Annotated in this window: 19 protein-coding genes; 7 read left to right on the top strand and 12 right to left on the bottom strand. The window is 69.8% G+C overall.

The features are described 5' to 3' along the window. Positions 1–11 precede the first annotated feature (11 nt). Complete coding sequence (locus tag EV670_RS11045) at positions 12–410, top strand: MAPEG family protein (RefSeq protein WP_130431998.1); 399 nt, start codon at positions 12–14, stop codon at positions 408–410. 3 nt (positions 411–413) lie between these two features. On the opposite strand, the gene aspT is transcribed toward EV670_RS11045, so the two are convergent. The 5 genes from aspT to gloB all read right to left on the bottom strand — a co-directional run bounded on the left by aspT (position 414) and on the right by gloB (position 9362). Continuing rightward, positions 414–2105: an aspartate-alanine antiporter gene (aspT, locus tag EV670_RS11050; RefSeq protein ID WP_130432000.1), complete on the bottom strand. Its 1692-nt coding sequence runs from the start codon at positions 2103–2105 to the stop codon at positions 414–416. A gap of 44 nt (positions 2106–2149) precedes the next feature. Beyond that, positions 2150–3850, bottom strand: a complete 1701-nt coding sequence (locus EV670_RS11055) for an aspartate:alanine exchanger family transporter (RefSeq protein ID WP_130432002.1) — start codon at positions 3848–3850, stop codon at positions 2150–2152. 72 nt (positions 3851–3922) lie between these two features. Then, on the bottom strand, positions 3923–6682 hold the full coding sequence (locus tag EV670_RS11060) for an aminotransferase class I/II-fold pyridoxal phosphate-dependent enzyme (RefSeq protein ID WP_130432004.1): 2760 nt from the start codon (positions 6680–6682) through the stop codon (positions 3923–3925). Between the two features lie 284 nt (positions 6683–6966). Further along, the gene (locus EV670_RS11065; protein ID WP_130432006.1) at positions 6967–8583 is read right to left on the bottom strand and encodes a transglycosylase SLT domain-containing protein; all 1617 of its coding nucleotides are present in this window, start codon (positions 8581–8583) and stop codon (positions 6967–6969) included. Then, on the bottom strand, positions 8580–9362 hold the full coding sequence (gloB, locus tag EV670_RS11070) for a hydroxyacylglutathione hydrolase (protein ID WP_130432008.1): 783 nt from the start codon (positions 9360–9362) through the stop codon (positions 8580–8582). The genes EV670_RS11065 and gloB overlap by 4 nt, the downstream gene beginning before the upstream one ends. Here gloB and EV670_RS11075 point away from each other — a divergent pair. The 4 genes from EV670_RS11075 (at position 9361) to EV670_RS11090 (ending at position 15092) form a co-directional block, all read left to right on the top strand. Continuing rightward, positions 9361–10263, top strand: a complete 903-nt coding sequence (locus EV670_RS11075; protein ID WP_130432010.1) for a class I SAM-dependent methyltransferase — start codon at positions 9361–9363, stop codon at positions 10261–10263. The genes gloB and EV670_RS11075 overlap by 2 nt on opposite strands. Continuing rightward, on the top strand, positions 10260–10718 hold the full coding sequence (gene rnhA / locus EV670_RS11080) for a ribonuclease HI (protein ID WP_130432012.1): 459 nt from the start codon (positions 10260–10262) through the stop codon (positions 10716–10718). Before EV670_RS11075 ends, rnhA begins: the two co-directional genes overlap by 4 nt. Positions 10719–10840: 122 nt before the next feature. After that, complete coding sequence (locus tag EV670_RS11085; RefSeq protein WP_130432014.1) at positions 10841–11995, top strand: efflux RND transporter periplasmic adaptor subunit; 1155 nt, start codon at positions 10841–10843, stop codon at positions 11993–11995. A 19-nt stretch (positions 11996–12014) separates the two neighbouring features. Then, positions 12015–15092 carry an efflux RND transporter permease subunit gene (locus EV670_RS11090; protein WP_130432016.1) on the top strand — a complete coding sequence of 1026 codons (3078 nt, stop codon included), beginning with the start codon at positions 12015–12017 and terminating at the stop codon, positions 15090–15092. 114 nt (positions 15093–15206) lie between these two features. Here the strand turns inward: EV670_RS11090 and EV670_RS11095 are convergent, their stop codons facing one another. Then, on the bottom strand, positions 15207–15863 hold the full coding sequence (locus EV670_RS11095; RefSeq protein ID WP_130432018.1) for a PEP-CTERM sorting domain-containing protein: 657 nt from the start codon (positions 15861–15863) through the stop codon (positions 15207–15209). 449 nt (positions 15864–16312) lie between these two features. Then, positions 16313–16783: a GNAT family N-acetyltransferase gene (locus tag EV670_RS11100; protein ID WP_130432020.1), complete on the bottom strand. Its 471-nt coding sequence runs from the start codon at positions 16781–16783 to the stop codon at positions 16313–16315. Positions 16784–17093: 310 nt separating this feature from the next. Between EV670_RS11100 and EV670_RS11105 the strand changes: the two genes are divergently transcribed. Together EV670_RS11105 and EV670_RS11110 are read left to right on the top strand one after the other, a co-directional pair. Beyond that, positions 17094–17552 (top strand): hypothetical protein, encoded by a 459-nt coding sequence (locus EV670_RS11105; RefSeq protein WP_130432022.1) that lies wholly within the window; start codon positions 17094–17096, stop codon positions 17550–17552. Beyond that, positions 17549–18952: a DASS family sodium-coupled anion symporter gene (locus tag EV670_RS11110; protein ID WP_130432024.1), complete on the top strand. Its 1404-nt coding sequence runs from the start codon at positions 17549–17551 to the stop codon at positions 18950–18952. Before EV670_RS11105 ends, EV670_RS11110 begins: the two co-directional genes overlap by 4 nt. A 13-nt stretch (positions 18953–18965) precedes the next feature. Here the strand turns inward: EV670_RS11110 and EV670_RS11115 are convergent, their stop codons facing one another. The 5 genes from EV670_RS11115 to EV670_RS11135 are packed head-to-tail and all read right to left on the bottom strand — an operon-like array spanning position 18966 to position 23293. Next, positions 18966–20426 (bottom strand): dihydrolipoyl dehydrogenase, encoded by a 1461-nt coding sequence (locus EV670_RS11115; RefSeq protein WP_130432026.1) that lies wholly within the window; start codon positions 20424–20426, stop codon positions 18966–18968. Positions 20427–20454: 28 nt separating this feature from the next. Then, on the bottom strand, positions 20455–21753 hold the full coding sequence (gene moeA, locus EV670_RS11120) for a molybdopterin molybdotransferase MoeA (protein WP_130432028.1): 1299 nt from the start codon (positions 21751–21753) through the stop codon (positions 20455–20457). Between the two features lie 5 nt (positions 21754–21758). Beyond that, positions 21759–22328 carry a GNAT family N-acetyltransferase gene (locus EV670_RS11125; protein WP_165393300.1) on the bottom strand — a complete coding sequence of 190 codons (570 nt, stop codon included), beginning with the start codon at positions 22326–22328 and terminating at the stop codon, positions 21759–21761. Positions 22329–22353: 25 nt separating this feature from the next. Next, positions 22354–22965: a molybdenum cofactor guanylyltransferase MobA gene (gene mobA / locus EV670_RS11130; RefSeq protein ID WP_130432032.1), complete on the bottom strand. Its 612-nt coding sequence runs from the start codon at positions 22963–22965 to the stop codon at positions 22354–22356. 16 nt (positions 22966–22981) lie between these two features. After that, positions 22982–23293, bottom strand: a complete 312-nt coding sequence (locus tag EV670_RS11135) for a hypothetical protein (RefSeq protein ID WP_130432034.1) — start codon at positions 23291–23293, stop codon at positions 22982–22984. Positions 23294–23295: the final 2 nt, after the last annotated feature.

Consider the following 23295-nt stretch of genomic DNA (forward strand, 5'->3'; position numbering starts at 1 on the left):
GGAGACGCTGAATGACCCTGGTACTTTGGTGCGTGCTGATTGCCGCGTTGATGCCGATCGTCTGTGCCGGCATTGCCAAGTCGCGCGGCGTTGGCAAGCGGCGGCGCGACGGCGGCTTCGACAACAACAATCCGCGCGCCTGGCTGGCGCAGCAGACCGGTTGGCAGGCGCGCGCCAATGCTGCCCAGGCCAACAGCTTCGAGGCGCTGCCCTTCTTCATGGGCGCGGTGGCGATCGCGGTGGCGGCAGGCGCCGACCTGCAACGGCTCGGGCTGCTGATGGTGGCGTGGCTCGTGCTGCGGATCTGCTTCGTCGGCCTCTACCTGGCCGATGCCGCGAACGCGCGCTCGGTGGTCTGGACCGCGGCGCTCGCGGTCAACGTCGCGATCCTGTTCGCTGCGCTGAAGTAGCCCCTAGAAGAGCATCCAGATCAGCGCCGTGCCGCCGATCGTGATGAGGATGTGGCCGAGGGCCACCGTGCTCGAATAGCCGATCACCGCCACCGGGCTCTCCGAGCGGTCCTGCACGGCGGCCAGGCCGGCGGTCATGGTCTGGGCGCCGGCCAGCGCACCCAGCAGCAACAGCGGGTTCAGGCCAAGCACGTAGCGCCCGACCAGAAGGCCGACCAGCTGCGGCACCAGCGTGACGACGATGCCGCCAAGGAAGACGGTCACGCCGATCTCCTTGAGTGCCTCGACGAACACCGGGCCGGCCTTGAGACCGATCATCGAGACGAAGGCCGCCAGGCCGATCGACTTCATGAATTCCACAGCGCCGGGCGGGATGTAGCCGAACAGAGGTCGGTTGCCGTTGCGCCAGCCGATCGCCAGACCCATCAGCAGCACCGCAACGCTGCTGCCGAGTGCGATGTGCAGGCCGCCGACCGGGAAGGTGATCGCCACGCCGGCCAGCGCGCCGGCAAAGATCGCCAGGCCGAGCATCACGAAGTCGGTGTTGACGGTCGGCCGCGCCACGTCGCCGACCAGCGCCGCGACCCGCTTCACGCCGGGCTCGAGGCCGTGGATCGTGATCAGGTCGCCGCGCATGATCACGGTGCCCGGGGCGATCGGGATCTGCTCGGCGCCACGCCGGATCGCCTTGAGGAAGATGCCGCGCACCGCGATTGCCTGATCGCGCAGCTCGGCGATCGTCTTGCCCGCAATGTCCTTGCTGGTGACCTCGATGTCGAAGGTTGCCGAGCCGATGTCGAGCAGTTCGCGGTCGAACACCTCGGCGGCGTGGGCATCGACCACCCGCAACAGGGCCTCGTTGGAGCCGATCACCGCCAGCACGTCGCCGACCTGCAGCACGATGTCGGGCGTGGCCTCGATGATCTGCTCGCCGCGCCGCAGCCGCTCGATGAACAACCGGTCCGGTGCCACCGCAGCCTCGGCCTGGGCGACCGTGCGGCCGATCATCGGCTGGTCGGCGTCGAGCCTGTAGGCGCGCAACTCGTGCATGCGCCAGGCCGAGCTGACGCCGGCCTGCTTGCGCTCGAACCCCATCTGGGCCTCGACCTTGAGCGCCTCGGCCTTGAGGTCGAGGCGCAGGATCCACGGCCCGATGTAGGAGCAGAAGAAGATCACACCGAAGGTGCCGAAGATGTAGGTCAGCGCGTCGGCGATCGGGATCTGGTGGATCAGCCGCTCCTGCTCCTCGGGCGGGATCGGCAGTGCGCGGATCGCTTCGCTGGCGGTGCCGATCACCGGGGACTCGGTCAGACCGCCCGACATCATGCCGGCCGCGTAGCCGAGTTCGAGGTTGAGCAGGCGCGCGACTGCGTAGGCGGTCAGCACGCCGGTGACCGGGATCACCACGCCTACCGCGACCCAGCGCCAGCCGCCATCCTGGATGCCGCGGATGAAGCCGGGGCCGGCCGAGTAGCCGATGCCGAACATGAACAGCAGGAACAGGAACTGCTTGGCGGTGTCGGAGACCGGCACCTTGAAGAAGTAGCCGATCAGCAGCCCCGCCATCAGCGAGCCGGTGACCGGCCCGAAGCCCACCCCCTTGATCTTGAACTTGCCGATCCAGTAGCCGATGCCGATCGCCAGGAAGACCGCGAGTTCGGGGTTCTTGGTGAAGTACGGCGTCAACCAGTCCATGTTCGGCGGCCTCCGTGGAAGGAGGGTTGCGGATCGACGCTCAGCTACTTGGACATGATCATCGCGACATAGCCGAACACCGTGAGCAGCACACCAGAGACCGCATAGCCGACCGGGAAGCCGACCCAAGGCACCGAACTGGCGACCTCGACCGCCGCCTCGCGCGCCGGGCCCGAGTGCGAGCGCGCTCCGGCCACGCCGCCCATCAGCACCACCGGATGGATCTTCATCAGGTAGAGACCGATCAGCCAGCAGACGATCGGCGGGATCGTGCAGACGAAGAAGCCGGCCACGACGATCTTCACGGTCAGTGCGGCGGAGAGTTGCGAGATCAGGCCGGCCCCGGCATTGATGCCGACGATCGCGATGAAGACGATCAGGCCGAGGTCCTCGAGGATGTTGCGCGCCGCATTCGGCGTATGGCCGAAGAAGCGGGTGCGTGAAACCACCGACGAGACCAGGATGCCCGAGACCAGCAGGCCGCCGGCGTTGCCCAGGCCGACGTTCGCACCGGCCAGCGGCACCGAGATCGCGCCGATCAGGAAGCCGAGGATCATGCCGGCGGCAAGCGTCAGCAGGTCGGTGCCGGTACTGGCGCGGCCGATCTTGCCGGCCAATTCGCCGACCCGGTTGACCGCGCTCTTGAGGCCGGTGACGAACAGCAGGTCGAAGCGCCGGACCTCGGTCTCCAGACCGATCGGGATCGGCACCCCGCCGCGCTCGATGCGCTGCAGGTTGATCTGGCCGGCAAAGGACTCGTGGGCGAAGTCCTTGAGCTTGCGGCCGGCGAACTCCTTGTTGGTGACCAGGATCTCGGCCTGGTCGAGCGGCACGTTGAGCGCCTTGCTGTCGGGCACCTCCGGCCCGACCAGCCCCATGTCGGAAGTCAGCGCCTCGAGCTTGCCGCCGAGGGCGATGACATCGCCGAGCTTGAAGACGATGTCGTCGGCGGCGCCGATCGCCTCGCCGTCGCGCACGACGTTGACCACCTTCAGGCCGATGTGCTCGTCGTAGAAGCGCTTGACCGTGAGCCCGGCGACCTTGGGATTCTCGAGTCGGTAGGCCCGCACGCCACCCGGCCGGTAGCCACTGAGGCCGGACTCGTCGACATTGAGCACGCCGTTTTCCTTCTCGTACTCGCGGGCGGCGGCCTTGGCGTCGATGCCCCACATCCTGGGCAGGTACTTCACGATCAGGATGATGCCGACCGTGCCCCAGATGTAGGTCAGGCCGTAGCTCAGCGCGATCATGCCGCTGATGTCCTCGAAGGTCTGACCCGCCGCCAGCGGGAAGGCGCCCTGGCGCACCGCCTCCTCGGCCGAGCCGATCGCCGCCGACATGGTCATCGATCCGGCCAGCACGCCCGCGGCAGCGCCGCCCGGCAGGTCGAACCACTTCGCGAAACCGACCGCCATCAGCAGGCCCATCACCGAGCAGATCACCGCCAGGATCGTGAACTTCAGGCCGTCCGACTTGAGGCTGTTGAAGAAGGAGGGCCCTACCCGCAGGCCCACGCCGTACATGAACAGGTAGTAGAAGAGCGACTTCGTGAAGTTGTCGAGCTTCATCGTGATGCCCATCGTCGCGGCCACCGCCGAGAGGCCGGCGCCAACGATGATCGCCGAGGCCACCATGCCCAGGCCGTAGCCCTTGATGGTGACCTTGCCCAGCAGCACCGCTGCGCCGATGACGAAGAACAACAGCACGTAGGGGTTGGCGGCGAGCCAGCTCAGGAAGGCGTGCATGTGTGGACTCCCTTCGAACGTTGTGTGAGTGGTGACCGGTGGCAGCGTCCCGTTCAGATCAGACCGGGTACTTCAGCGACGCTTGCCCTTGCTGCCGCTACCGGAATGGGCCTCGAGCACGTCGGGACGCAGCAACTGCAGGCCGCGCGCGGCGTTGAAGCCGTGGATCTCCTTGACGTCGAGCTTGCGCATGAAGGTGATGATCTCCTGCGAGATCACCTGCCCCGGCACCATGATCGGGAAGCCCGGCGGATAGGGGATGACGAACTTGGCCGAGACCAGCTCGGGCCCCTTCTTGAGTCGCTCGTCGACCTTGGGGTCGTTGAGCGCGAGGTACTCGCAGTTGGCATCGTCGAAGGCCAGGTAGTAGGCCTCGCGCATGTGGCCCTCGCAGCTCTTGCTCTTCGGGTTGTCGCGGAAGGCGGCGTGGAAATGGCTGAAGTTGGGCAGATCGGGCACGTCCTCGACCAGGTCGCGCACCCGCGCCTCGTGCGCCTTGACCGCGCTCTCGCCCCCATCGGCGAGGCGACGATCGATGCCGCGCGAGATGTCGGCCAGCGCCTTGATCAGGTGCGCCATGTCGCTGCGGGTGTTGTTGATGTTGATCTGCACGAGCACGCTGTTGCGCGAGGTCTTGTTGATCTGGATGTCGTGCTCGTTGGCCAGGATCGACTTGAACTGGGTGCCATCGAAGCCGGCGTTGCCGCACAGCAGCGTGATGCGGCTCGGGTCGAGGAAGAACTCGTCGGTGTCGAGTGCGTGGACGACGTCGGCCAGGGACTGACCGGGAGCGACGAAGTCCTCGAGGCCGCTGGCGCGGTACTCGGCCGGGATCATCTCGGCCGGCGTGGCGCAGTGGAAGTACTTGGAGATCAGTGGATGGCGGTTGATCTCGCGCCGGATCTCGACCGAGAGCTGGGTCGCCTTGCCGACCAGTTCGTAGCCCTCGAGCTCCATCTGGCGCCGCGCGACGTCGAGCGAGGCAATGATCTGCAGGTTGGGGCTGGTCGAGGTGTGGGCGTAGAAGGCTTCCTTGAACGGTCCTTCGACCTTCTTCCACTCCTGGTCAGCGACCACCACGATCGATCCCTGGCGCAGCGCCGACATCGACTTGTGGACCGAGTCGGTCTCGTAGACGCGCAGCTTCACGGCGTCCGGATCGGGCCAGAGCCGGGTGTCGAGCAGCTTCTTGTTGGCCGGGTCGATCTCGCCGACCTCGGCCTTGAACTTGGCGTACTGCTCACGGTAGGCCGCGCTCGGCAGCAGACGGCGCAGCGCGCTCACGGCGCCCATTGCGGTGCGCCGGCGCAGGAAGGGCGAGAAGCGGGCGAAGCCGAACCAGGCCTCGTCCCACAGGAAGACCATGTCGGGCTTGATCGCCAGCACCTCGAGCATGGTTCGCTCGACGTTGGCGACATGGCCGTCGAAGGTGCAGTTGGTCAGCACCAGCATCTTGGCCTTGTCCAGCCGGCCCTCGGCCTTGAGCGTCAGCAGCGCCTCCTTGATGGGACGGATGCCGAGGCTGCCGTACATCGAGTACTTCTTGATCGGGAAGGCGTCGATGTAGAGCGGTTGCGCGCCGCACATCACGGCGCCGTAGTGGTGCGACTTGTGGCAGTCGCGGTCGATCAGCACGATGTCGCCCGGCACGCAGATCGCCTGGTGCACGATCTTGTTGGCGGTCGAGGTGCCATTGGTCACGAAGAAGCTGCGGTCGCCGCCGAGGGCGCGTGCGGCAAGGTCCTGGGCATCCTTGATGTTGCCGGTCGGGTCGAGCAGGCTGTCGAGGCCACCGGTCGTGGCCGAGGACTCGGCCAGGAACAGGTTGGTGCCGTAGAACTCGCCCATGTCGCGAATCCAGTTCGACTTGAACACCGACTTGCCGCGCGCGATGGGCAGCGCGTGGAAGGTGCCGACCGGCCGCGCCGCGTAGTGCTTGAGGTTGTCGAAGTAGGGGGTGCGATAGCGATCCTGAATCCCGTCCAGGATCGACAGGTGCATCTCCATCGGCTCCTCGGGCCCGTAGAACACGCGTCGCACGGCGGCGGCCGCATCCGAGCCGGCCACGCTGGCGGGATCGCGGTCGGTGGTCAGGAATATGTCGAGTTCGGGACGCAGACGCTTGAGCACCGTGGCCAGGGCCGAGCCGGAGTCGCCCTGTCGGGCCTCGGCCGGGACGTGGTTCGCGAGGAGCTTCTGCAGCACCGGGATGTCGTTCCCCAGCGTGAAGGGGAAGCCGTCGCCGATCAGTACCGCCTGCAGGTTGTGGTTGAAGATGGCGGCCAGCACCGCGTCCTCGAAGCTGCCGACCACCACCACCTCGTAGACGAACTCGTCCTCGGCGCGCCGCAGCCGGTTGAAGGTGGCACGCAACCTGCCCCATTGGCTCTTGTCGATCGCGGCGACGTGCAGCACTTCAAAGTAGGGGCGACGCGACTGGCCGTGACCCTGCGCCGGCGGCGCGAAGTCGGGCAGCGCCGATTCGGCCTCGTCGTCGAGGGCCCAGGCGCTGACGTCCTCGCGGTAGCTGTTGGTCAGCAGCGCGCCGCTGATGCGGTTCGTCAGGCGCTGGAAGGCGGCCCACTCGCCGCGGTGCAGGCGGTCGTTGACATGCGCGAGCAGCGCCGGGCCGGGGTAGGCATGCAGTTCCTCGATCGGCTGCAGCTCACGCAGCACGCGCTGTGCCTCGACCAGGTCGCCGCCACCACCGCTGGCCTCGAGCGACCGCGCCAGCCGGGTCAGCGTGCGCCACTCGTCGACCCGCGCCTCCGAGCCTGCGTAGTACTGCAGAAGGGTTTGGATCGGCTCGGCCGACTTCGACGATGCGTTCATCTTCTCTCCTGTAGCGTTGTCCGGAGGAAACCACGACATGCTTCGGAGACGTACTCAGGTAGTCGCCGAATTGCCCGCAATTCGGCGCGTCTGCATGAACCACCGCAGATGCGTCGTTGCCGCGGTTGTATACGCGCACTGCGTGGCGGTCAACGGCTTCCCGATGACATACATCAAGGGCGGTGTCCGGACCATCGAACTAGGGAGCGAGCAGCGAAGACGCCGCCGGCGTGCGCTGCGGGATCCGCGTCGCGGCGGCCCCGACGCCGCGGCAGCGCCTGGCGTCAGCGCGCCTTCGACGTGGCCTCGCCGGTCTGCGCGACCTTGCGTCCGCCGCTGGTCGCAGCGGCCTTGCGCGTGCCGGACGCGGCCTTCGCCGAGCGTGTCTTCGCCTTGCCGGTGCTCGTGGCCTTCGGCAGATACAGCACCACCTGCTGGCCGGTCTGGAAGGCGCTGCCGGCGCTCACCGAGTTCCATTGCGCCACCGCGCCCGCGCTCACGCCGTAGCGGCGGGCGACGCTGGCAACGCTGTCCTTGGGCTTGGCCTTGACGACCACGCGCCGGCCCGGCAGGCGCTCGGGCGCCAGCGCCAGGCTGGCGTTGTCGGCCAGGTGGTCGGAGACGTCGGCGTCGCGCTGCGCGCTGCGCGGCACCAGCAGCGTCGAGCCGCCCTTGACCAGCATCTTGGGCGGGATGCGGTTGACCTCGCGCAGCTGCGCCTCGCCCATGCCGACGCGCTTGGCCGCCTCGGCCGGCTTCATCGTCGACGGCACCACCCAGGCGGTCCAGCTGGCCAGCGGACCGCGGTGCTCCGGCAGCGTGCGCACGAACTGCTGCGCGTTCTCGTAGGGCAGCAGCAGCTGCGGCGTGCCGGCCGCCAGGATGACCGGCTTGTTGAGCGAGGGGTTGAGCGCCTGGAACTCGGCCAGCGGCATGCCGGCGAGCTGCGCCACCAGCGCGGCGTCGATGTCGCGCTGGATCGGCACCGACAGGAAGTACGGGTGGTTCTCGATCGGCTGCAGCGCGAGGCCGAAGTCGGCCGGACGCGCGACGATGTTCTTCACCGCCTGCAGCTTGGGCACGTAGTTGGCGGTCTCGGCCGGCATGCGCAGGCTGAGGTAGTCGGTGGGCTTGCCGGCCTTCTCGTTCCTGGCGATCGCACGCGCGACGCTGCCCTCACCCCAGTTGTAGGCCGCCAGCGCGAGCTGCCAGTCGCCGAACATGCCGTACAGCCGCTGCAGGTAGTCGAGCGCGGCACGGGTCGAGGCGAGGATGTCGCGCCGGTCGTCGCGGAACACGTTCTGGCGCAACTCGTAGTCGCGCCCGGTGGCCGGCATGAACTGCCACATGCCCGAGGCCTTGGCGTGCGACATGGCCTGCGGGTTGAACGCGCTCTCGATGAAGGGCAGCAGCGCGAGCTCGGTCGGCATGCCGCGCTTCTCGACCTCGGCCACGATGTGGAACAGGTAGCGCCCCGAGCGCTCGGTCATGCGCTGCACGTAGTCGGGCCGGCTCGCGTACCACTGCTCCTGCTTGCGCACCAGCGCGGTGTCGAGATCGGGCATCGCGAAGCCCTTGCGCACGCGCAGCCAGAGGTCGCGCTGGGCGGTGGCGTCGTCGAGGTCGACCTTGAGCTCGGGATCGAGCGGGTCGATCGGCGTGCCGACCGCCTGCCGGGCCTCGGCGGCATCGAGGGCTTCGGCGACGGCTGTGCCCGCGCCGGTGGAGGTGGTTGCATCGGCGGCCGGAGCGCTGTCGGCCGCCGGTGCGACGGCGGCGACCGCCGCGGTGGTGTCCGGCGCGGGCTCGTTGCCCGGCGCGGTGGCGCAGCCGGCCAGCACGAGGGCGGCGAGCAGTGGCAGGAGGGTGATTCGTGTCGGCGCGATGGCTTGCTTGATCATTTGAAGTTGTTCTTCCATGCCCGCAGCGCGGCGAAGACATCCACGGCCGAGTCGCTCGCCGCGCCATGCCGGCGCGCACTGGCGACGACCGCGGGCTCGCGACAGCGCAGGAACGGATTGGTGTGCAGTTCCTGCGCCAGCGTCGACGGCAGCGTCGGCTGGCCGGCGGCGCGCAGCGCCTCGCAATGATGGATGCGATCGAGCAGTTCGGCGTTGTCGGGGTCGGCGGCGAGCGCGAATCTCAGGTTGGAAAGCGTGTATTCGTGCGCACAGCAGACGCGTGTCGCCGACGGCAGCGCGGCCAGTGCATCGAGCGAGGCATGCATCTGGGCCGGCGTGCCCTCGAAGAGCCGGCCGCAGCCGCCGCCGAACAGCGTGTCGCCGCACAGCAGCAACGGTGCCTGGCCGGTCGGCTGGCCGAAGTAGGCGATGTGTCCGGCGGTATGGCCCGGCACGTCGATGACCTCGAAGCGAGTCCCAAGCAGATCGACTCCGTCGCCCCCGCGCAGTGCGTGCGTGCGGTGCGGGATCGATTCGCCGGCGGGGCCGAAGATCGGGCCGCCGCCGTCACGCCGAAGCCGGGGCAGCAATTCCTCGATGCCGCCGACGTGATCGCCGTGATGGTGCGTCACTACAATCGCTCGCAGCTTCAACGAGCGCTCGTCCAGAGCGCGCTGCACCGGCGCCGCTTCCCCCGGATCGACGACGAGGGCCGCTTGGCCGTCGTGAAGTATCCAGATGTAGTTGTCAGTGAAGGCGGGAACAGCGACCAGGTTCATGACGCAAGACGCGCCGATTATAGGTTTGCCCCTCTGGCTGCAGACGCCGCCGGGCCGCTATCTGCTGGCCTGGGAGCAGGAGCGCATCGACGCCATGGTCGGCGACATGTTCGGCTTCCACGCGATCCAGCTCGGCCTGCCGGCGATCGACGGGCTGCGGTCCAACCGCATGCCGCATCGCTGGCTGGTGCGCGCGGCCGGGGCGACGGGCGAAGCGCCGCCAGCGGCCGACGCCGATGCCGATGCCGATGCCGATCCCACCGTGCCGGACGCGTCGGAGGAGCCTTCGCCGCTGCCGCCGCGCGTCAGTGCGGTGCAGTGCGACTTCGCGGCGCTGCCCTTTGCCAGCCAGAGCCTCGATCTGGTCGTGCTGCCGCACACGCTCGAGCTCTCGCTCGATCCGCATGCGACGCTGCGCGAGGTCGAACGCGTGCTGGTGCCCGACGGCCGGGTCGTGATCGTCGGCTTCAACCCGAACAGCCTGTGGGGCCTGCGCCAGTGGCTCGGCCGCTGGACGCTGCGGCTGGCGCTGGCGCGCGGCGAGCGCGCGCTGTTCCTGCCTTCGGCCGGGGAGTTCATCGCCCATCGCCGGCTGCGCGACTGGCTGCGCCTGCTCAGCTTCGAGGTCGAGAGCGGCGGCTTCGGTTGCTACCGGCCGGCGCTGCGCTCGCAGAAGTGGCTCGACCGCTGGCGCTGGATCGAGCCGGCCGGCGACCGCTGGTGGCCGGTGTTCGGCGCCGTCTACGCGGTGGTGGCGGTCAAGCGGGTGCGCGGCATGCGCCTGATCAGCCCGGCCTGGAAGCGCGCGCCGGCGCCCCGCTCGGCGCCGGCCGTGGCGACCCACCGCCACCATGCCCAGCAGGGCAACGACCTCAACAGGATCACGGAAGAGACACGATGAGCGACACCATCGCGCGCCAGCGCGTGACCATCTACACCGACGGCGCCTGCAAGGGCAACCCGGGTCCGGGCGGCTGGGGCGCCTGGCTGCAGAGCGAGGGCCACGAGAAGGAACTCTGCGGCGGGGAGCCGGGCACCACCAACAACCGCATGGAGCTGACCGCGGTGATCGAGGCGCTGGGCTCGCTCAAGCGCCCCTGCGACGTGGTGCTCTACACCGACAGCCAGTACGTGCGCAAGGGCATCACCGAATGGATGAGCGGCTGGAAGGCGCGCGGCTGGCGCACCGCCGACGGCAAGCCGGTCAAGAACATCGAGCTGTGGCAGAAGCTGGAGCAGGCCGCGGCCCGGCACAAGGTCGACTGGCGCTGGGTCAAGGGCCATGCCGGCGACCCGGGCAACGAACGCGCCGACGCGCTGGCCAATCGCGGGGTCGCGCTGGCCGCGACCGCCTAATGAAGAAGCGGGAAAATTCGGCCCGATTGCGGGTCTTGCCGGGTGCCTGACGGCACGCTGACGCGAAAACGGCGAACATCGGGGGCGCAGCACCTGCTCCGAAGAAATCAGCATCCAGGGACATGAACCAGAATCGCAAGCTTCACCTGCTGGTGGCCGTCGTCGGCCTGATCGCGCTGTCGGCGCTCGCGTGGTGGTGGCAGCACCGCCCGGCCGCGACGCCGGCCGCCGCGCCCGCCGGCGGCCCGACCGCGGTCGAGGTGGCGCGCGCCGAGCGCGGCACGATGGCCGACGAGGCCACCGCGGTCGGCACCCTGCGCTCGCGCCAGGGCGTGGTGCTGCGCCCCGAGGTGGGTGGCCGGGTGGTCCGGCTGGGCTTTGCCGACGGGGCGCGGGTGCGCCGCGGCCAGGTGCTGATGCAGCTCGACGACAGCCTGCAGCGCGCCCAGCTCGAGCAGGCCAAGGCGCAGGCGGCGATCTCGCGCACCACGCTCAAGCGCAACGAGGAGCTGGTGGCCCAGAACTTCGTCACCCGCAGCGTGGTCGACCAGGCCCAGGCCAACCTCGACGTGGCCGAGGCCCAGGTCGCGCTGGCCCAGGCGCAGCTGGCGCGCATGCGCATCGAGGCGCCGTTCGACGGCACCGCCGGTATCCGCAAGGTCAACGTCGGCGACGTGGTGAAGGAAAGCGCCGACATCGTGACGCTCGAGGACATCTCCGCGCTCTACGTGGACTTCCGCCTGCCCGAGCGCTACATCGCGCGCCTGGCGCCGGGGCAGCCGGTGACGGTGACGGTCGACGCACTGCCCGGCAGCCGGCTCGAGGCGCAGGTGACCGCGCTCGAGTCGCTGGTCGACAACGACGGCCGCTCGCTGGCGGTGCGGGCGCTGCTGCCGAAGCCGCAGAACCAGCTCAAGCCCGGCATGTTCGCGCGGGTGCGCCTGGTGCTCGAGCAGCGCAACGCGGTGCTGGTGCCGGAAGAGGCTATCGTGCCGCAGGGCAGCAAGCAGTACGTGGTCAAGGTGGTCAAGGGCGACAAGGGCGCGTCGACGCAGCGGGTCGAAGTGGCGACCGGGCTGCGCCGCGAGGGCGCGGTCGAGGTCACGCAGGGCCTGCAGGCCGGCGATACCGTGGTCACGGCCGGCCAGTCGCGCCTGATGCGCGCCGACGGCATGCCGGTCAAGGTGGTCGAGGTCGGCGCCGCGCCACCGCGCGCGGCCTCGGCGCCGGCCTCGGGGCCGGGCACCAAGCTGGCCCGCGGCGTCAGCGCCGGCTGAGGCGAGGCAAGGTCCCGACATGCAACTCGCCGAAGTCTCCATTCGTCGCCCGGTCTTCGCGACCGTGCTGTCGCTGCTGCTGCTGCTGGTCGGCATGGTCGCGTTCAACCAGCTGTCGGTGCGCGAGTACCCGCGCATCGACGAGCCGGTGGTCACCGTCTCGACCCGGCTCACCGGCGCCTCGTCGGAGGTGATCGAGTCGCAGGTCACCAAGATCCTCGAGGACTCGATCGCCGGCATCGAGGGGGTCGACATCCTGACCTCGATCTCGCGCGCCGAGCAGAGCCAGATCACCGTGCGCTTCAAGCTCACGAAGGACCCGGACAACGCCGCCGCCGACGTGCGCGACCGCGCCTCGCGGGTGCGCGGGCGCCTGCCCGACACGGTCGACGAACCGGTCATCGCCAAGGTCGAGGCCGACGCCACGCCGACCATCTGGATCGCCTTCTCGGGCGAGACGCTGAGCCCGCTCGACATCACCGACGTGCTCAACCGCATCGTCAAGCCGCGGCTGCAGACCGTGCCCGGCGTGGCCGACGTGCAGATCAACGGCGACCGCCGCTTCGCAATGCGGATCTGGCTCGACCCCGACCGCCTGACCGCGCACCGGCTGACGGTGCAGGATGTCGAGAACGCGCTGCGCGCGCAGAACCTGCAGGTGCCGGCCGGCCGCATCGAGAGCCAGCAGCGCGAGTTCACCGTGACCGCGCGTACCGACCTGCAGCGCGTCGACCAGTTCGCCGACATCGCACTGCGCCAGGTGGGTGGCTACACGGTGCGGCTGCGCGATGTCGCGCGCATCGAGGAGGCCGCGGCCAGCGAGCGCTCCGGCGTGCGCCTGAACGGCGTGCCGGCGGTCTCGATGGGCGTGATCCGCAACGCCACCGCCAACCCGCTCGAGGTTTCGGCCGGCGTGCGTGCGGTGATGCCGCAGATCGAGCGCGACCTGCCGGCGGGGCTCAAGGTCCAGATTGCCAACGACCTCTCGGTCTTCATCAAGGAGTCGGTGAAGTCGGTCTTCGAGACCATCCTCGAGGCCGTGGTGCTGGTGGCGCTGGTGGTGTTCGTCTTCCTGCGCACGCTGCGTGCCTCGATCATTCCGCTGGTCACCATTCCGGTCAGCCTGATCGGCGCCTTCGCCCTGATGTCGCTGGCCGGCTTCACGATCAACACGCTGACGCTGCTGGCGCTGGTGCTGGCGATCGGCCTCGTGGTCGACGACTCGATCGTCGTGCTCGAGAACATCTATCGCCACATCGAGGAGGGCATGGAGCCCTTCCAGGCCGCCCTCAAGGGCGCGCGCGAGATCGCCTTCGCGGTGGTCGCGATGACGCTGACGCTGGCCGCGGTCTATGCGCCGCTGGCCTTCACGCCGGGGCGCACCGGCCGCCTGTTCACCGAGTTCGCGCTGACGCTGGCCGGCGCGGTGGTGGTCTCGGGCTTCGTCGCGCTGACGCTGACGCCGATGATGTGCAGCAAGCTGCTGCGCCACAACCCGAACCCGGGCCGCTTCGACCGCGGCATGGAACGCGTGCTGGTCGCGCTCACCGAGGGCTACGCGGGCGTGCTGCGCTGGACGCTGACGCGGCGCTGGATCGTGGTGGTCGTGATGGCGGTCGCCGCCACCGCGGCCTGGTGGTTGTTCACCCACCTCAAGAGCGAACTGGCGCCGATGGAGGACCGCGGCGTGATCTTCACCAGCGTCAGCGCGCCCGACGGCTCGACGCTCGCCTTCACCCAGCGCTACCTCGACGAGATCGACCGCATCGCGCGCGCCGAGCCCGAGTTTGACCGCGTGTTCGCGGTCTCCGGCCAGCCGACCGTGGCGCAGGGCTTCTCGGTGCTGCGCACCGTCGACTGGGACGAGCGCACGCGCAGCACGCAGCAACTCGCCGGCAAGCTGCTGCCCTCGTTCATGAACCTGCCCGGGGTGCAGGCCTTCCCGGTCACGCCGCCCTCGCTCGGCCAGGGCTTTCGCGAGCGGCCGGTGAACTTCGTGATCACCACCTCCGACAGCTATGCCAACCTGGCCCAGGTGAGCCAGGCCTTCCTGGCCGAGATGGCCAAGAACCCGGGGCTGGTGCAGCCCGACAGCGACCTGCGCCTGAACAAGCCGGAGATCTTCATCAGCGTCGACCGCGAGCGGGTGGCCGATGCCGGTGTCGCGGTCGACTCCGTCGCGCGCACCATCGAGACCATGCTCGGCGGTCGCCAGGTCACGCGCTACCAGCGCGATGCCGAGCAGTACGACGTGATCGTTCAGACCGAGCCCAGCGGCCGCACCGCGCCCGACGACATCGAGCGCCTGTTCGTGCGCGGCCGCGGCGACCAGATCCTGCCGCTGGCCTCGCTCGTCAAGCTCGAGACCAGCGTGGCGCCGCGCGAACTCAACCACTTCAACCAGCGCCGTTCGGTGAGCCTCACCTCCAGCCTGGCGCCCGGCTTCTCGCTCGGCGAGGCGCTGCCGTTCATGGAGGCGACCGCGGCCAAGGTGCTGCCGGCCGGCTACTCCTACGAGCTCAACGGCGTCTCGCGCGAGTTCCGCGCCAGCAGCGGTTCGCTGGCGCTGGTCTTCGTGCTGGCGCTGGCCTTCATCTTCCTGGTGCTGGCGGCGCAGTTCGAGAGCTTCGTCGACCCGCTGGTGATCCTGCTGTCGGTACCGCTGTCGATGGTCGGCGCGCTGCTGGCGCTGCAGCTCTCGGGCGGCACCCTCAACGTCTATTCGCAGATCGGGCTGATCACGCTGGTCGGCTTGATCAGCAAGCACGGCATCCTGATCGTCGAGTTCGCCAACCAACTGCGCCAGCAGGGCATGGCCACGGTCGATGCGGTGGCCGAGGCGGCGACGCTGCGCCTGCGCCCGATCCTGATGACCACCGGCGCGATGGTGCTCGGCGCGGTGCCGCTGGCGCTGGCCGAGGGCGCCGGCGCCGAAAGCCGCCAGCAGATCGGCTGGGTCATCGTCGGCGGCATGTCGCTCGGCACGCTGCTGACGATCTTCGTCGTGCCCACGGTCTACACGCTGCTGGCGCGCCGCTCGACGCCGGGGCCGATCGAGACCCCCTCGGCGGAGAAGCCGAGCGAGCAGGCGGTGTGAGGGCTGCGGCGGCTGGTGCAGGTTCCATCGAAGCCACCGCGGCCGGGTATCCGCCGACAGATCCGGGCGGCTACGGGCGCCCGGCCGCGGCGTGTCGCCGCCTGAAGTTGCGGCTCAGCGCCTCATGCGGCGCCGCGAGACCAGCCCGACAGCCGTGAGCCCCAGCGCCATCAGCAGGTAGCTGCTCGGCTCGGGCACCGGCCGGGCGCTGCCAAGCGTGACGTTGTCGAAGCGGACGTAGAGGCCCGCACCACTGAAGTCGACCGACTTGGCCACGCCGGCAAAGGCGGCTCCAGCGGGGGACCAGTTGCAGGTGTCGCCAGTGGGGTCGCCGACGCAGCCGATGTTGAATTGCTTGACCAGCGGGATCGTCGCCAGCAGGTTGCCGGTGGCATTCAATCCGTCGTACACGCCGATGAAGACCGCTTCGGTGGCCGAGTAGAAGAACGAGACGCCAGTGTCAAAGCCGGCGGGCACGTTCATGATGTCGTTGCTGCTGAACTCGAAAGTCAGCACGGTGTTGGGCGTGGGCTCGTTGGCCTGGTCACCACTGCCGCCCGCGTCGGCATCGACGTAGCCGATCGAGGTGTCGGTGAAGATGACGCCGAAGTTGGTGCCCGAATTGCCAGCGCTGTCGGTGCCGCCGTTGTAGAAATCGTCGAGGGAGGCTAGGTCGCCGACGCCCTCGAAATCGAGCACGACGATGGCCGCCTGGGTCGGCAGCATCGCGGCCAGCGCGGCCCCACCCAGCAATGCCTTGATGTACCGCATGGATCGCTCCTTGCCCATCGTTGACGGACGTGCGTCCGCACTGCTCAACCCTAGTCGATGACGCCAGGCCGGGCGAGCGCCGTTGCTTTTCGGATTGGGGGGCAACGGGCGCTCGCCAGTGCGGGGTGGGACGCAGGCCCGGGCTGCTACCCGCCAGGCTCGCAGCCCTCGCAAGGCTGCGTCGCCCGCGCATCGAGCGCCTTGCGTTGCTCGCGCTCAAGCTCAGCGGCGGCACCCTCAACGTGTACTCGCAGATCGGCCTGATCACCAAGCTGGGATCCTGGTCGTCGAGTTCGCCCACCAACTGCGCCAGCAGGGCCTGGCCACGCCGGGCACGCTGCCGACGATCTTCTTCGTGCCGACCGTCTACGGGCGGCTGGCGCGCAAGGCCGCACCGGGGCCGATCGGGACGCCCGCGCTGCACGAGGGACACGAGCAGGCGGCGTGATTCAGGCGCTGATGCTGCTTCGCGGGTACTCGACCACCACCTCTCCCTCGTCGATCTCGCCGGTCGGCACGAACCCGAGGGACAGGTAGAACGGCTCCGGGCCGCCAGGCCCGGGCACGTACGAGGTGTAGAGCGTGCGAACCCCAGGCTTGCTCGCGACATGCCGGACGATCAGCCGGATCACCTCCCTGCCGATGCCCCGGCGCTGGTGGCGGGCATCGATCATCAGGCGCCACAGGCCGATGTCCGGCTCGGCCGGTGGCGACTTGCGCAACGTCTCGTCGTCGAGCATCACGAAGCCGACCAGCTCTTCGTCGGCATGGATCGCGCGGTACCACGCTTCCTCGCTGAACAGCGCCTGGGCCAGCGACACGGCGTTCGACGCGACGAACCCTTGCTGGTCCGGCCCGACGGCCAGGGCGATGACGGCGTCGACGGTGTCCGCGGTGATCTCGCGCAGGGTGACTTCCATGGCTCGAAGGATATTCGTCGCCCGGCCCTGGGGCCGAGCCGCCGATGCGGGGCGCGCCGCCGCGACCCCCACAAATGCGCTGCTGCCGTTGCCGAGCGCACCTTGCTATGGTCGGACCTGGAGACGGAGGCAGCAGATGGGCGCGAGATGGCACTTTGAACGGGCCTGTACCGTCGCCGGGCGGTCGGGTGCGGGGGCGCGCACCGTCACGCCGGCAAGCACCGCAGGCCGCTTGTCGGGGCGACTCGCGGCGGTCGCGCTGGCGATGTCGGCGGCGGCCTGCGGCCCCGCGACAGGGCCGGCGGCGACCGTGTCGCCCTCCACCGAGTGGCGGGAGTTCGAGGGAAGCTGGAACGCCGCCGGCACCCGTCAGTCGATCCCGCTCGGAGCGGATCGCCGTGGCTCGGTCATCCACCTTGGCGGAACGATGCTGCTGGCTGGGCCGGGGCGCCCCGGTGTGGGCTTCCGGGTGGAGCTGATCGCACTGACCGACAGCGCCACCGGCCTTGTCGGCCGAAGTGTCTGGACCGACGAGGCCGGACATCAGGTCTTCAGCGAACTGCAGGGCGAGGGCACCGTGGCGCAGAACCGGATCACGGGCTCGATCCTCGGCGGAACGGGGCGCTATGCCGGTGCCTCGGGCAGCTACGAATTCGCCTGGCAGTACGTGCTCGAAGCCGAGGACGGCTCGATCCAGGGCCGTGCCGTCGGGTTGAGGGGTCGAGTGAAGCCGGGCACGAATCCGGGCCCGGGAGGCACGCCCCAATGAAGAACCTCGGCTACCACCTGAAGCGCGCGATCCCCTTCGTCATCGCGATCGGGATCTGGTTCTCGCCGGTGCCGGCCGGGCTCACGGCGCAGGCATGGCACCTCTTCGCCGTGTTCGTCGCGGCCATCGCCTCGGTGCTGCTGGGGGCCTTCCCGCTGCTCACGGCGGCGATGTTCGCCGTCGGGACCGTGGTCCTCACCGGCACGATCACGCCGGCGAAGGCCTTCTCGGGCTTTGCGAACGCGAGCGTGCTGCTGGTGGTCGTGGCGTTCATCGTCGCGCAGGCCGTCGTCAAGTCGGGCCTGGGTCGGCGAATCAGCCTGTTCATGGTGAGCCGCTTCGGTGGTTCGTCGCTCGGCCTGGCCTACAGCATCGTGTTGACCGACGCCGCCATCGCGCCGGCCTTTCCGAGCAATACCGCGCGCGGCGGCGTGCTGTTTCCGATCGTGCTCTCGGTCGCCAAGGGCGCAGGCTCCGACCCCGAGGACCCCGAAGGACGCCGGCTCGGCGGCTACCTGATGTTCTGTGCGATGGCGAGCCTCGCCGTGTCGTCCGCCCTGTGGTTGACGGCCTCGTCGACCAACCCGATCGGCGTGCAGATCGTGCAGGAGGTCGGCCTGGAGATCGGTTTCGGCAGCTGGTTCCTGGCGTCCTCGGTGCCGTCGTTGATCGCGATCGCGATGCTGCCGCTGCTCGTCGCGAAGCTCTACCCACCCGGTGTCGCCGCCACGCCCGAGGCGCCGGCGGCGGCCCGCGCCGAGATGGCCGCGATGGGCCCGATGTCGCGCGACGAGCGCTTCACGGCCGTGATCTTCGCCGTGATGGTTGGCTGCTGGGTCTTTGCCGAAAGACTCAACCTGAATGTCACCAGCATCGCCTTCATGGGCCTTGCTGCACTGCTGGTGGTGGGCGTGCTGACCCTCGACGACATCTCCAAGCAGGGCGACACGCTGGCCACCTTCCTCTGGCTCGCGGTCCTGTTTGCGTTGAGCGGGCAGTTGAACGAACTCGGATTCATGGCCTACGTCGGCGAGCGCCTGGCCTCGCAACTCGGCGGGCTGTCCTGGCCCGCCACCTACGTGACGCTGATCGCGCTCTACGTGGCGATCCACTACCTGTTCGTCAGCCAGTCCTCGCAGGCGCTGGCGCTGCTCGGTGTCTTTCTCGACGTGGGCATGCGCGGCGGCGTCCCTGCGCCGCTGATGGCTTACGGCCTGCTTCTGGCGACTTGCTACTTCTCGGTGATCACGCCGCAGGCCGGCAGCCAGAACATCATCTTCGTTGCCAGCGGCTACCTGACGCAGCGCGAGCTCTACAAGCTGGGGCTGTTCACGACACTCGCGTTCATGGCGGTGTACCTGCTGATCGGGACGCCCTGGATCCTCTTCGTGACCGGCTGAGGCCGGCCGGCGCCTACTCGCCCGGCTCGCAGCCCTCGCAGGGCTGCGTCGCCCGCGCATCGAGCGCCTTGCGCAGTTCGCGCAGCGCGGTGCGCAGCCCCTCTTCGATGACCGGGTGGTAGAAAGGCTGGGCCAGTGCGGCGTCGACCGTCTCGCCGCGCTGGATGCTCCAGGCCAGCAGGTGTGCCAGGTGTTCGGCGGCCGGGCCGAGCAGTTCGGCGCCGAGCAGGCGTCGCGTGCCCAGCTCGCCGTAGACATGCAGTGCACCCACGTTGCGCGCGATCACGCGGCTGCGGCCCTGGTTGGCAAAGCTGACGCGGCCGGTGCCGAACCGTGTGCCGGCCGCGCAGAGCTGGCGATGGCTCAGGCCGGCCAGCGCGATCTGCGGGTCGCTGAAGACGATCGCCAGCGGCGTGCGGCGCGGCTGCGGCGGCAACGCGTCGAGGCCGGCGGTGAGCGAGCGGCCGGCGCTGTCGCCGGCGATCAGTCCTTCGTCGGCGGCCTCGTGCAGCAGCGGCCGATCGACGTTGACGTCGCCGGCGATGAAGACCGGGCCGCGGCCGATCTGCAGCGTGTGCGGATCGAAGGCCGGCACGCCGTGCTCGTCGAGCGTCAGGCCCGCGGCCGCCGGGGCCAGCGCTTCGATATTGGGCGTGCGCCCGGTGGCGGCCAGCAGCAGATCGAAGCTCTCTTCATGCTCGCCTTGCGGCGTGTGCCAGCGCACGCGAACGCCGCCGCCTTCGCGCTCGACGCTCGTGACCGCCGCCTCGCGCTGCAGCGGCAACGCGGCCTCGAACACCGTCGCGCCCAGCGCCTGCAGTTCGGGGTCGCTGAGCGGACCGACCTTGGTGCCGCGACCCAGCAGGCGCACCCGCACGCCGAGCCGGTGCAGCGCCTGTGCCAGTTCGAGGCCGATGGTGCCGGCGCCGACCACGGCGATCGAGGCCGGCAGGTCCTGCCAGTCGAAGACATCGTCGTTGACGATCAGGCGCTCGCCGAGCGCCGCGCGCCATTCGGCCGGCAGTGCCGGATGCGAGCCGGTCGCGATCACGACGCGCCGCGCGTGCAGATCGAGCGTGCCGCCATCGTTGAGATCGACCCGCAAGCGCTGCGGCCCGGTGAAGCGGGCACGACCCTCGATGCGGTGCCGCGCCTCGATCGCGGCGATGTCGTCGAGCACGAAGCCGACGAAGCGGTCGCGCTCGCTGCGTACTCGCGCCATCACTTCGCGACCGTCGATGCGCAGCGGGCCTGGATGCACGCCGAACAGCGGCGCTTCGTGCACCGCATGCGCGGCCTCGGCGGCGGCGATCAGCAGCTTGCTCGGCATGCAGCCCACGCGGGCGCAGGTGGTGCCGAGCGGGCCGGGGTCGATCAACGCGACGCTGTCGGTGTGCCGGCTCGCGGCCCTGAAGGCGCTCAGCCCGGCCGAGCCGGCGCCGAGGATGGCGATGTCGACTTCGCGTTCGGCCATGGAGCGACTCCCCTGGCCCGCAGAGGCCTCAGATCAGTGAATCGAAGGGCACCACGTCGAGCCAGTCGCCGGCCGCGACCGCGCCCTGCGCGTGATGCAGCAGCACCAGGCCATTGGCCTGCGACATCGAGCGCAGGATGCCCGAGCCCTGGCCGCCGGTGAGGCGCACGCGCCAGTCGCCGCCGTCGGCGTCGCGCTCGACGATGCCGCGCTGGTACTCGGTGCGGCCCGGCTTCTTGCGGATCGGCGCCGCGGCGCGCGCGCGCAGCAGCGGCAGCGGCGCCGGCGTCGCACCCGCCATCTGCAGCAGCGCCGCGCGCACGAAGGCGTAGAAGGTCACCATCACCGCGACCGGGTTGCCCGGCAGGCCGAACAGCACCGCGCGCGCAGCGCCGTTGCGGATCGAGCCAAAGGCCATCGGCCGCCCGGGTCGCATCGCGATGGTCCAGAACGCGACCTCGCCCAGCCGCGCCATGACCTGCTTGGTGTGGTCGGCCTCGCCGACGCTGACGCCACCCGAGGTGATGATCGCGTCGGCGCGCGACGCGGCGTCGAGGAAGGCCGCCTCCAGCGCCACCGGGTCGTCGCGCACCACGCCGAGGTCGAGCACCTCGACGCCGAGCCGCGTCAGCATCGCGTGCAGCGTGTAGCGGTTGCTGTCGTAGACGCAGCCCGGATCGAGCGGCTGGCCGACCGAGCGCAACTCGTCGCCGGTCGAGAAGAAGGCCACGCGCAGCTTGCGGAACAGCGGCAGCGTGGCCTGCCCGAGCGAGGCCGCGATGCCGATGTCGGCCGGGCGCAGCACGCGGCCGGCTTGCAGCGCGGCCTCGCCACGGGCCAGGTCTTCGCCGGCCAGGCGACGGTTGTCGCCCGGCTTGAGGATGCCGGCTGCAAAGCTGATGTACTCGCCGTCGACGCGACAGAACTCCTGCGGCAGCACCGTGTCGCAGCCGGCCGGCATCACCGCGCCGGTCATGATGCGCACGCATTCGCCGCGGCCGGGCGCGGCGGGCGGCGCGCCGCCAGCGAAGGCGCTGCCGCCCACCACGCGCAGCGTCGTCGGCGCGTCGGGCGCCAGATCGCTGCTGGCCAGTGCGTAGCCATCCATGGCCGAGTTGTCCTGGGCCGGCACATTGATCGGCGAAACCAGGTCCTGCGCCAGCACACGGCCGAGCGCTTCGCGCAGGCCGACCGCTTCGACCTCGCCAACCCGCGTCACATAGCGCGCAACGAAGTCCTGCGCCGCCGTCACCGGCAGCGCGTTCGGGTCGTAGCCGCCGATGCAGGAGGCGACGCTGTCGAGCGAGGGAAGCGTGGCTTGGTCCATCGCCGTCAACGCAGCCTCAGCATCATCTGCGCCTTGTCGCGGTACTCGACGCGGCCGCTGCCGTCGACGAGGCGGATCGCGCGCGGCAGCAGGCCGTAGCGCTCGAAGCCGGCGCGCTCGTAGACGCGCAGCGCGCGCTGGCTGGCCACCTCGTTCGAGGCCGTCACCGACAGCGTGATCAGCTCCAGCCCCGGCGCCGAACGCGCCGATGCGATGCAGGCCTGCACCAGCGCCTGAGCCAGCCCGCGGCCGCCATGCTCGGGCCGCACCATCAGGCCGATGAGCCAGCTGATGTGGCGCACCTTGGCGCGCATCTCGCGCTCGAGCCCGACCGCGGCGACCAGTCGATCCTCGGCGTCGTAGGCACCGAGCAGGAAGGTGCCGCCGAGCGGGTCGCTGCTGCCGAGCCGGCCGAGGTAGCTCTCCGGGCCGCGCCGGACCTCGGTCTCGTGGTCCGAGGTGAAGGCGTCGGGATGCAGGCGCAGCGCCTCGTCGCGCAGCGCCTTGTAGGCGCCGAGGTCGGCCGGCGCCAGGCGCCTGACGCGGTAGCCGACCGGGGCCTCGAATGCAACCATGCTGTCACCCGCCTTCATCGCTGCATCAGCCCTGCTGCGCCTCGAGGCGGCGCAACTCGTCGGCGGTGTTGGCGTTGGCAAAGGCCGCCGCGTCGTCGAAGTCGACCAGCGCCACCCGGTGCTGCGCGGTCCAGCGGTCGATCTTGCGGCCGCCCTCGTGCGTGAAGCGGACCAGGCTCTCGAGCAGATCGCAACGCAGCAGGCAGAACACCGGCTGGGCCTGCAGCGAGCCGTCCTCGGACGGGCTGCGCGGCATCGCGATCTCGGCGTCTTCGCGCTCGGCTGCCGCGGCCAGGCGAGCGACCAGGTCGAGCGGGAAGTCCGGCGTGTCGCAGGGCACCGTCATCAGCCAGGGCGTCTCGCAGCGCTCGATGCCGGCCAGGAATCCGGCCAGCGGCCCGGCAAAGTCGGAGAGTCCGGGCGGGTCGGGCCACACAGGCACGCCGAAGCTTTCGTAGGCGCCGAGGTTGCGGTTGGCGTTGAGCATGATGGACCCGACCTGCGGCGCCAGGCGCAGCTGCGTGTGCAGCGCCAGCGGCAGGCCGTGGTAGGGCTGCAGGCCCTTGTCGACACCGCCCATGCGGCTGCCGCGGCCGCCGGCCAGGATCAGGCCGGTGATGCTGGAAGGCTCGATCATCGATGCAAGCTCGTGGTCAACGGATCTCGGGATCGGGGAAAGGATCGGAGCTGTAGCGTGGCCCCTTCATCACGGCCACCACCCAGCAGCCGATCGCAACCGTGAACACCATCGTCAGCAGGAAAACGATGGTGGCGATGACGAGGATGTCGACCATCAGCGCCGCGCGCTCCGGGTCGGGGTGCAGGCCGGGCTGCATGCCGAGCTTGAACCAGGCACCGGCCAGCCAAGGCAACAGCAGCGAGGCCACGCCGGCCCAGCCGATCCGTCGCCGCACCTGCGGCGCGATCGACAGCGGCGGTGGCAGCCACCAGGGGCGGGGCGACATGG

Origin of the sequence: Rivibacter subsaxonicus (genome assembly GCF_004217215.1) — a bacterium.
GTDB classification, from domain to species: Bacteria; Pseudomonadota; Gammaproteobacteria; order Burkholderiales; family Burkholderiaceae_C; genus Rivibacter; species Rivibacter subsaxonicus.

Excerpts from the sequence above, each read along its gene's own strand:
- EV670_RS11045 (WP_130431998.1), top strand. The coding sequence starts at position 12 with ATGACCCTGGTACTTTGGTGCGTGCTGATTGCCGCGTTGATGCCGATC.
- aspT (WP_130432000.1), bottom strand. The coding sequence starts at position 2,105 with ATGGACTGGTTGACGCCGTACTTCACCAAGAACCCCGAACTCGCGGTC.
- EV670_RS11055 (WP_130432002.1), bottom strand. The coding sequence starts at position 3,850 with ATGCACGCCTTCCTGAGCTGGCTCGCCGCCAACCCCTACGTGCTGTTG.
- EV670_RS11060 (WP_130432004.1), bottom strand. The coding sequence starts at position 6,682 with ATGAACGCATCGTCGAAGTCGGCCGAGCCGATCCAAACCCTTCTGCAG.
- EV670_RS11065 (WP_130432006.1), bottom strand. The coding sequence starts at position 8,583 with ATGATCAAGCAAGCCATCGCGCCGACACGAATCACCCTCCTGCCACTG.
- EV670_RS11075 (WP_130432010.1), top strand. The coding sequence starts at position 9,361 with ATGACGCAAGACGCGCCGATTATAGGTTTGCCCCTCTGGCTGCAGACG.
- gloB (WP_130432008.1), bottom strand. The coding sequence starts at position 9,362 with ATGAACCTGGTCGCTGTTCCCGCCTTCACTGACAACTACATCTGGATA.
- rnhA (WP_130432012.1), top strand. The coding sequence starts at position 10,260 with ATGAGCGACACCATCGCGCGCCAGCGCGTGACCATCTACACCGACGGC.
- EV670_RS11085 (WP_130432014.1), top strand. The coding sequence starts at position 10,841 with ATGAACCAGAATCGCAAGCTTCACCTGCTGGTGGCCGTCGTCGGCCTG.
- EV670_RS11090 (WP_130432016.1), top strand. The coding sequence starts at position 12,015 with ATGCAACTCGCCGAAGTCTCCATTCGTCGCCCGGTCTTCGCGACCGTG.
- EV670_RS11095 (WP_130432018.1), bottom strand. The coding sequence starts at position 15,863 with ATGCGGTACATCAAGGCATTGCTGGGTGGGGCCGCGCTGGCCGCGATG.
- EV670_RS11100 (WP_130432020.1), bottom strand. The coding sequence starts at position 16,783 with ATGGAAGTCACCCTGCGCGAGATCACCGCGGACACCGTCGACGCCGTC.
- EV670_RS11110 (WP_130432024.1), top strand. The coding sequence starts at position 17,549 with ATGAAGAACCTCGGCTACCACCTGAAGCGCGCGATCCCCTTCGTCATC.
- EV670_RS11115 (WP_130432026.1), bottom strand. The coding sequence starts at position 20,426 with ATGGCCGAACGCGAAGTCGACATCGCCATCCTCGGCGCCGGCTCGGCC.
- moeA (WP_130432028.1), bottom strand. The coding sequence starts at position 21,753 with ATGGACCAAGCCACGCTTCCCTCGCTCGACAGCGTCGCCTCCTGCATC.
- EV670_RS11125 (WP_165393300.1), bottom strand. The coding sequence starts at position 22,328 with ATGGTTGCATTCGAGGCCCCGGTCGGCTACCGCGTCAGGCGCCTGGCG.
- mobA (WP_130432032.1), bottom strand. The coding sequence starts at position 22,965 with ATGATCGAGCCTTCCAGCATCACCGGCCTGATCCTGGCCGGCGGCCGC.
- EV670_RS11135 (WP_130432034.1), bottom strand. The coding sequence starts at position 23,293 with ATGTCGCCCCGCCCCTGGTGGCTGCCACCGCCGCTGTCGATCGCGCCG.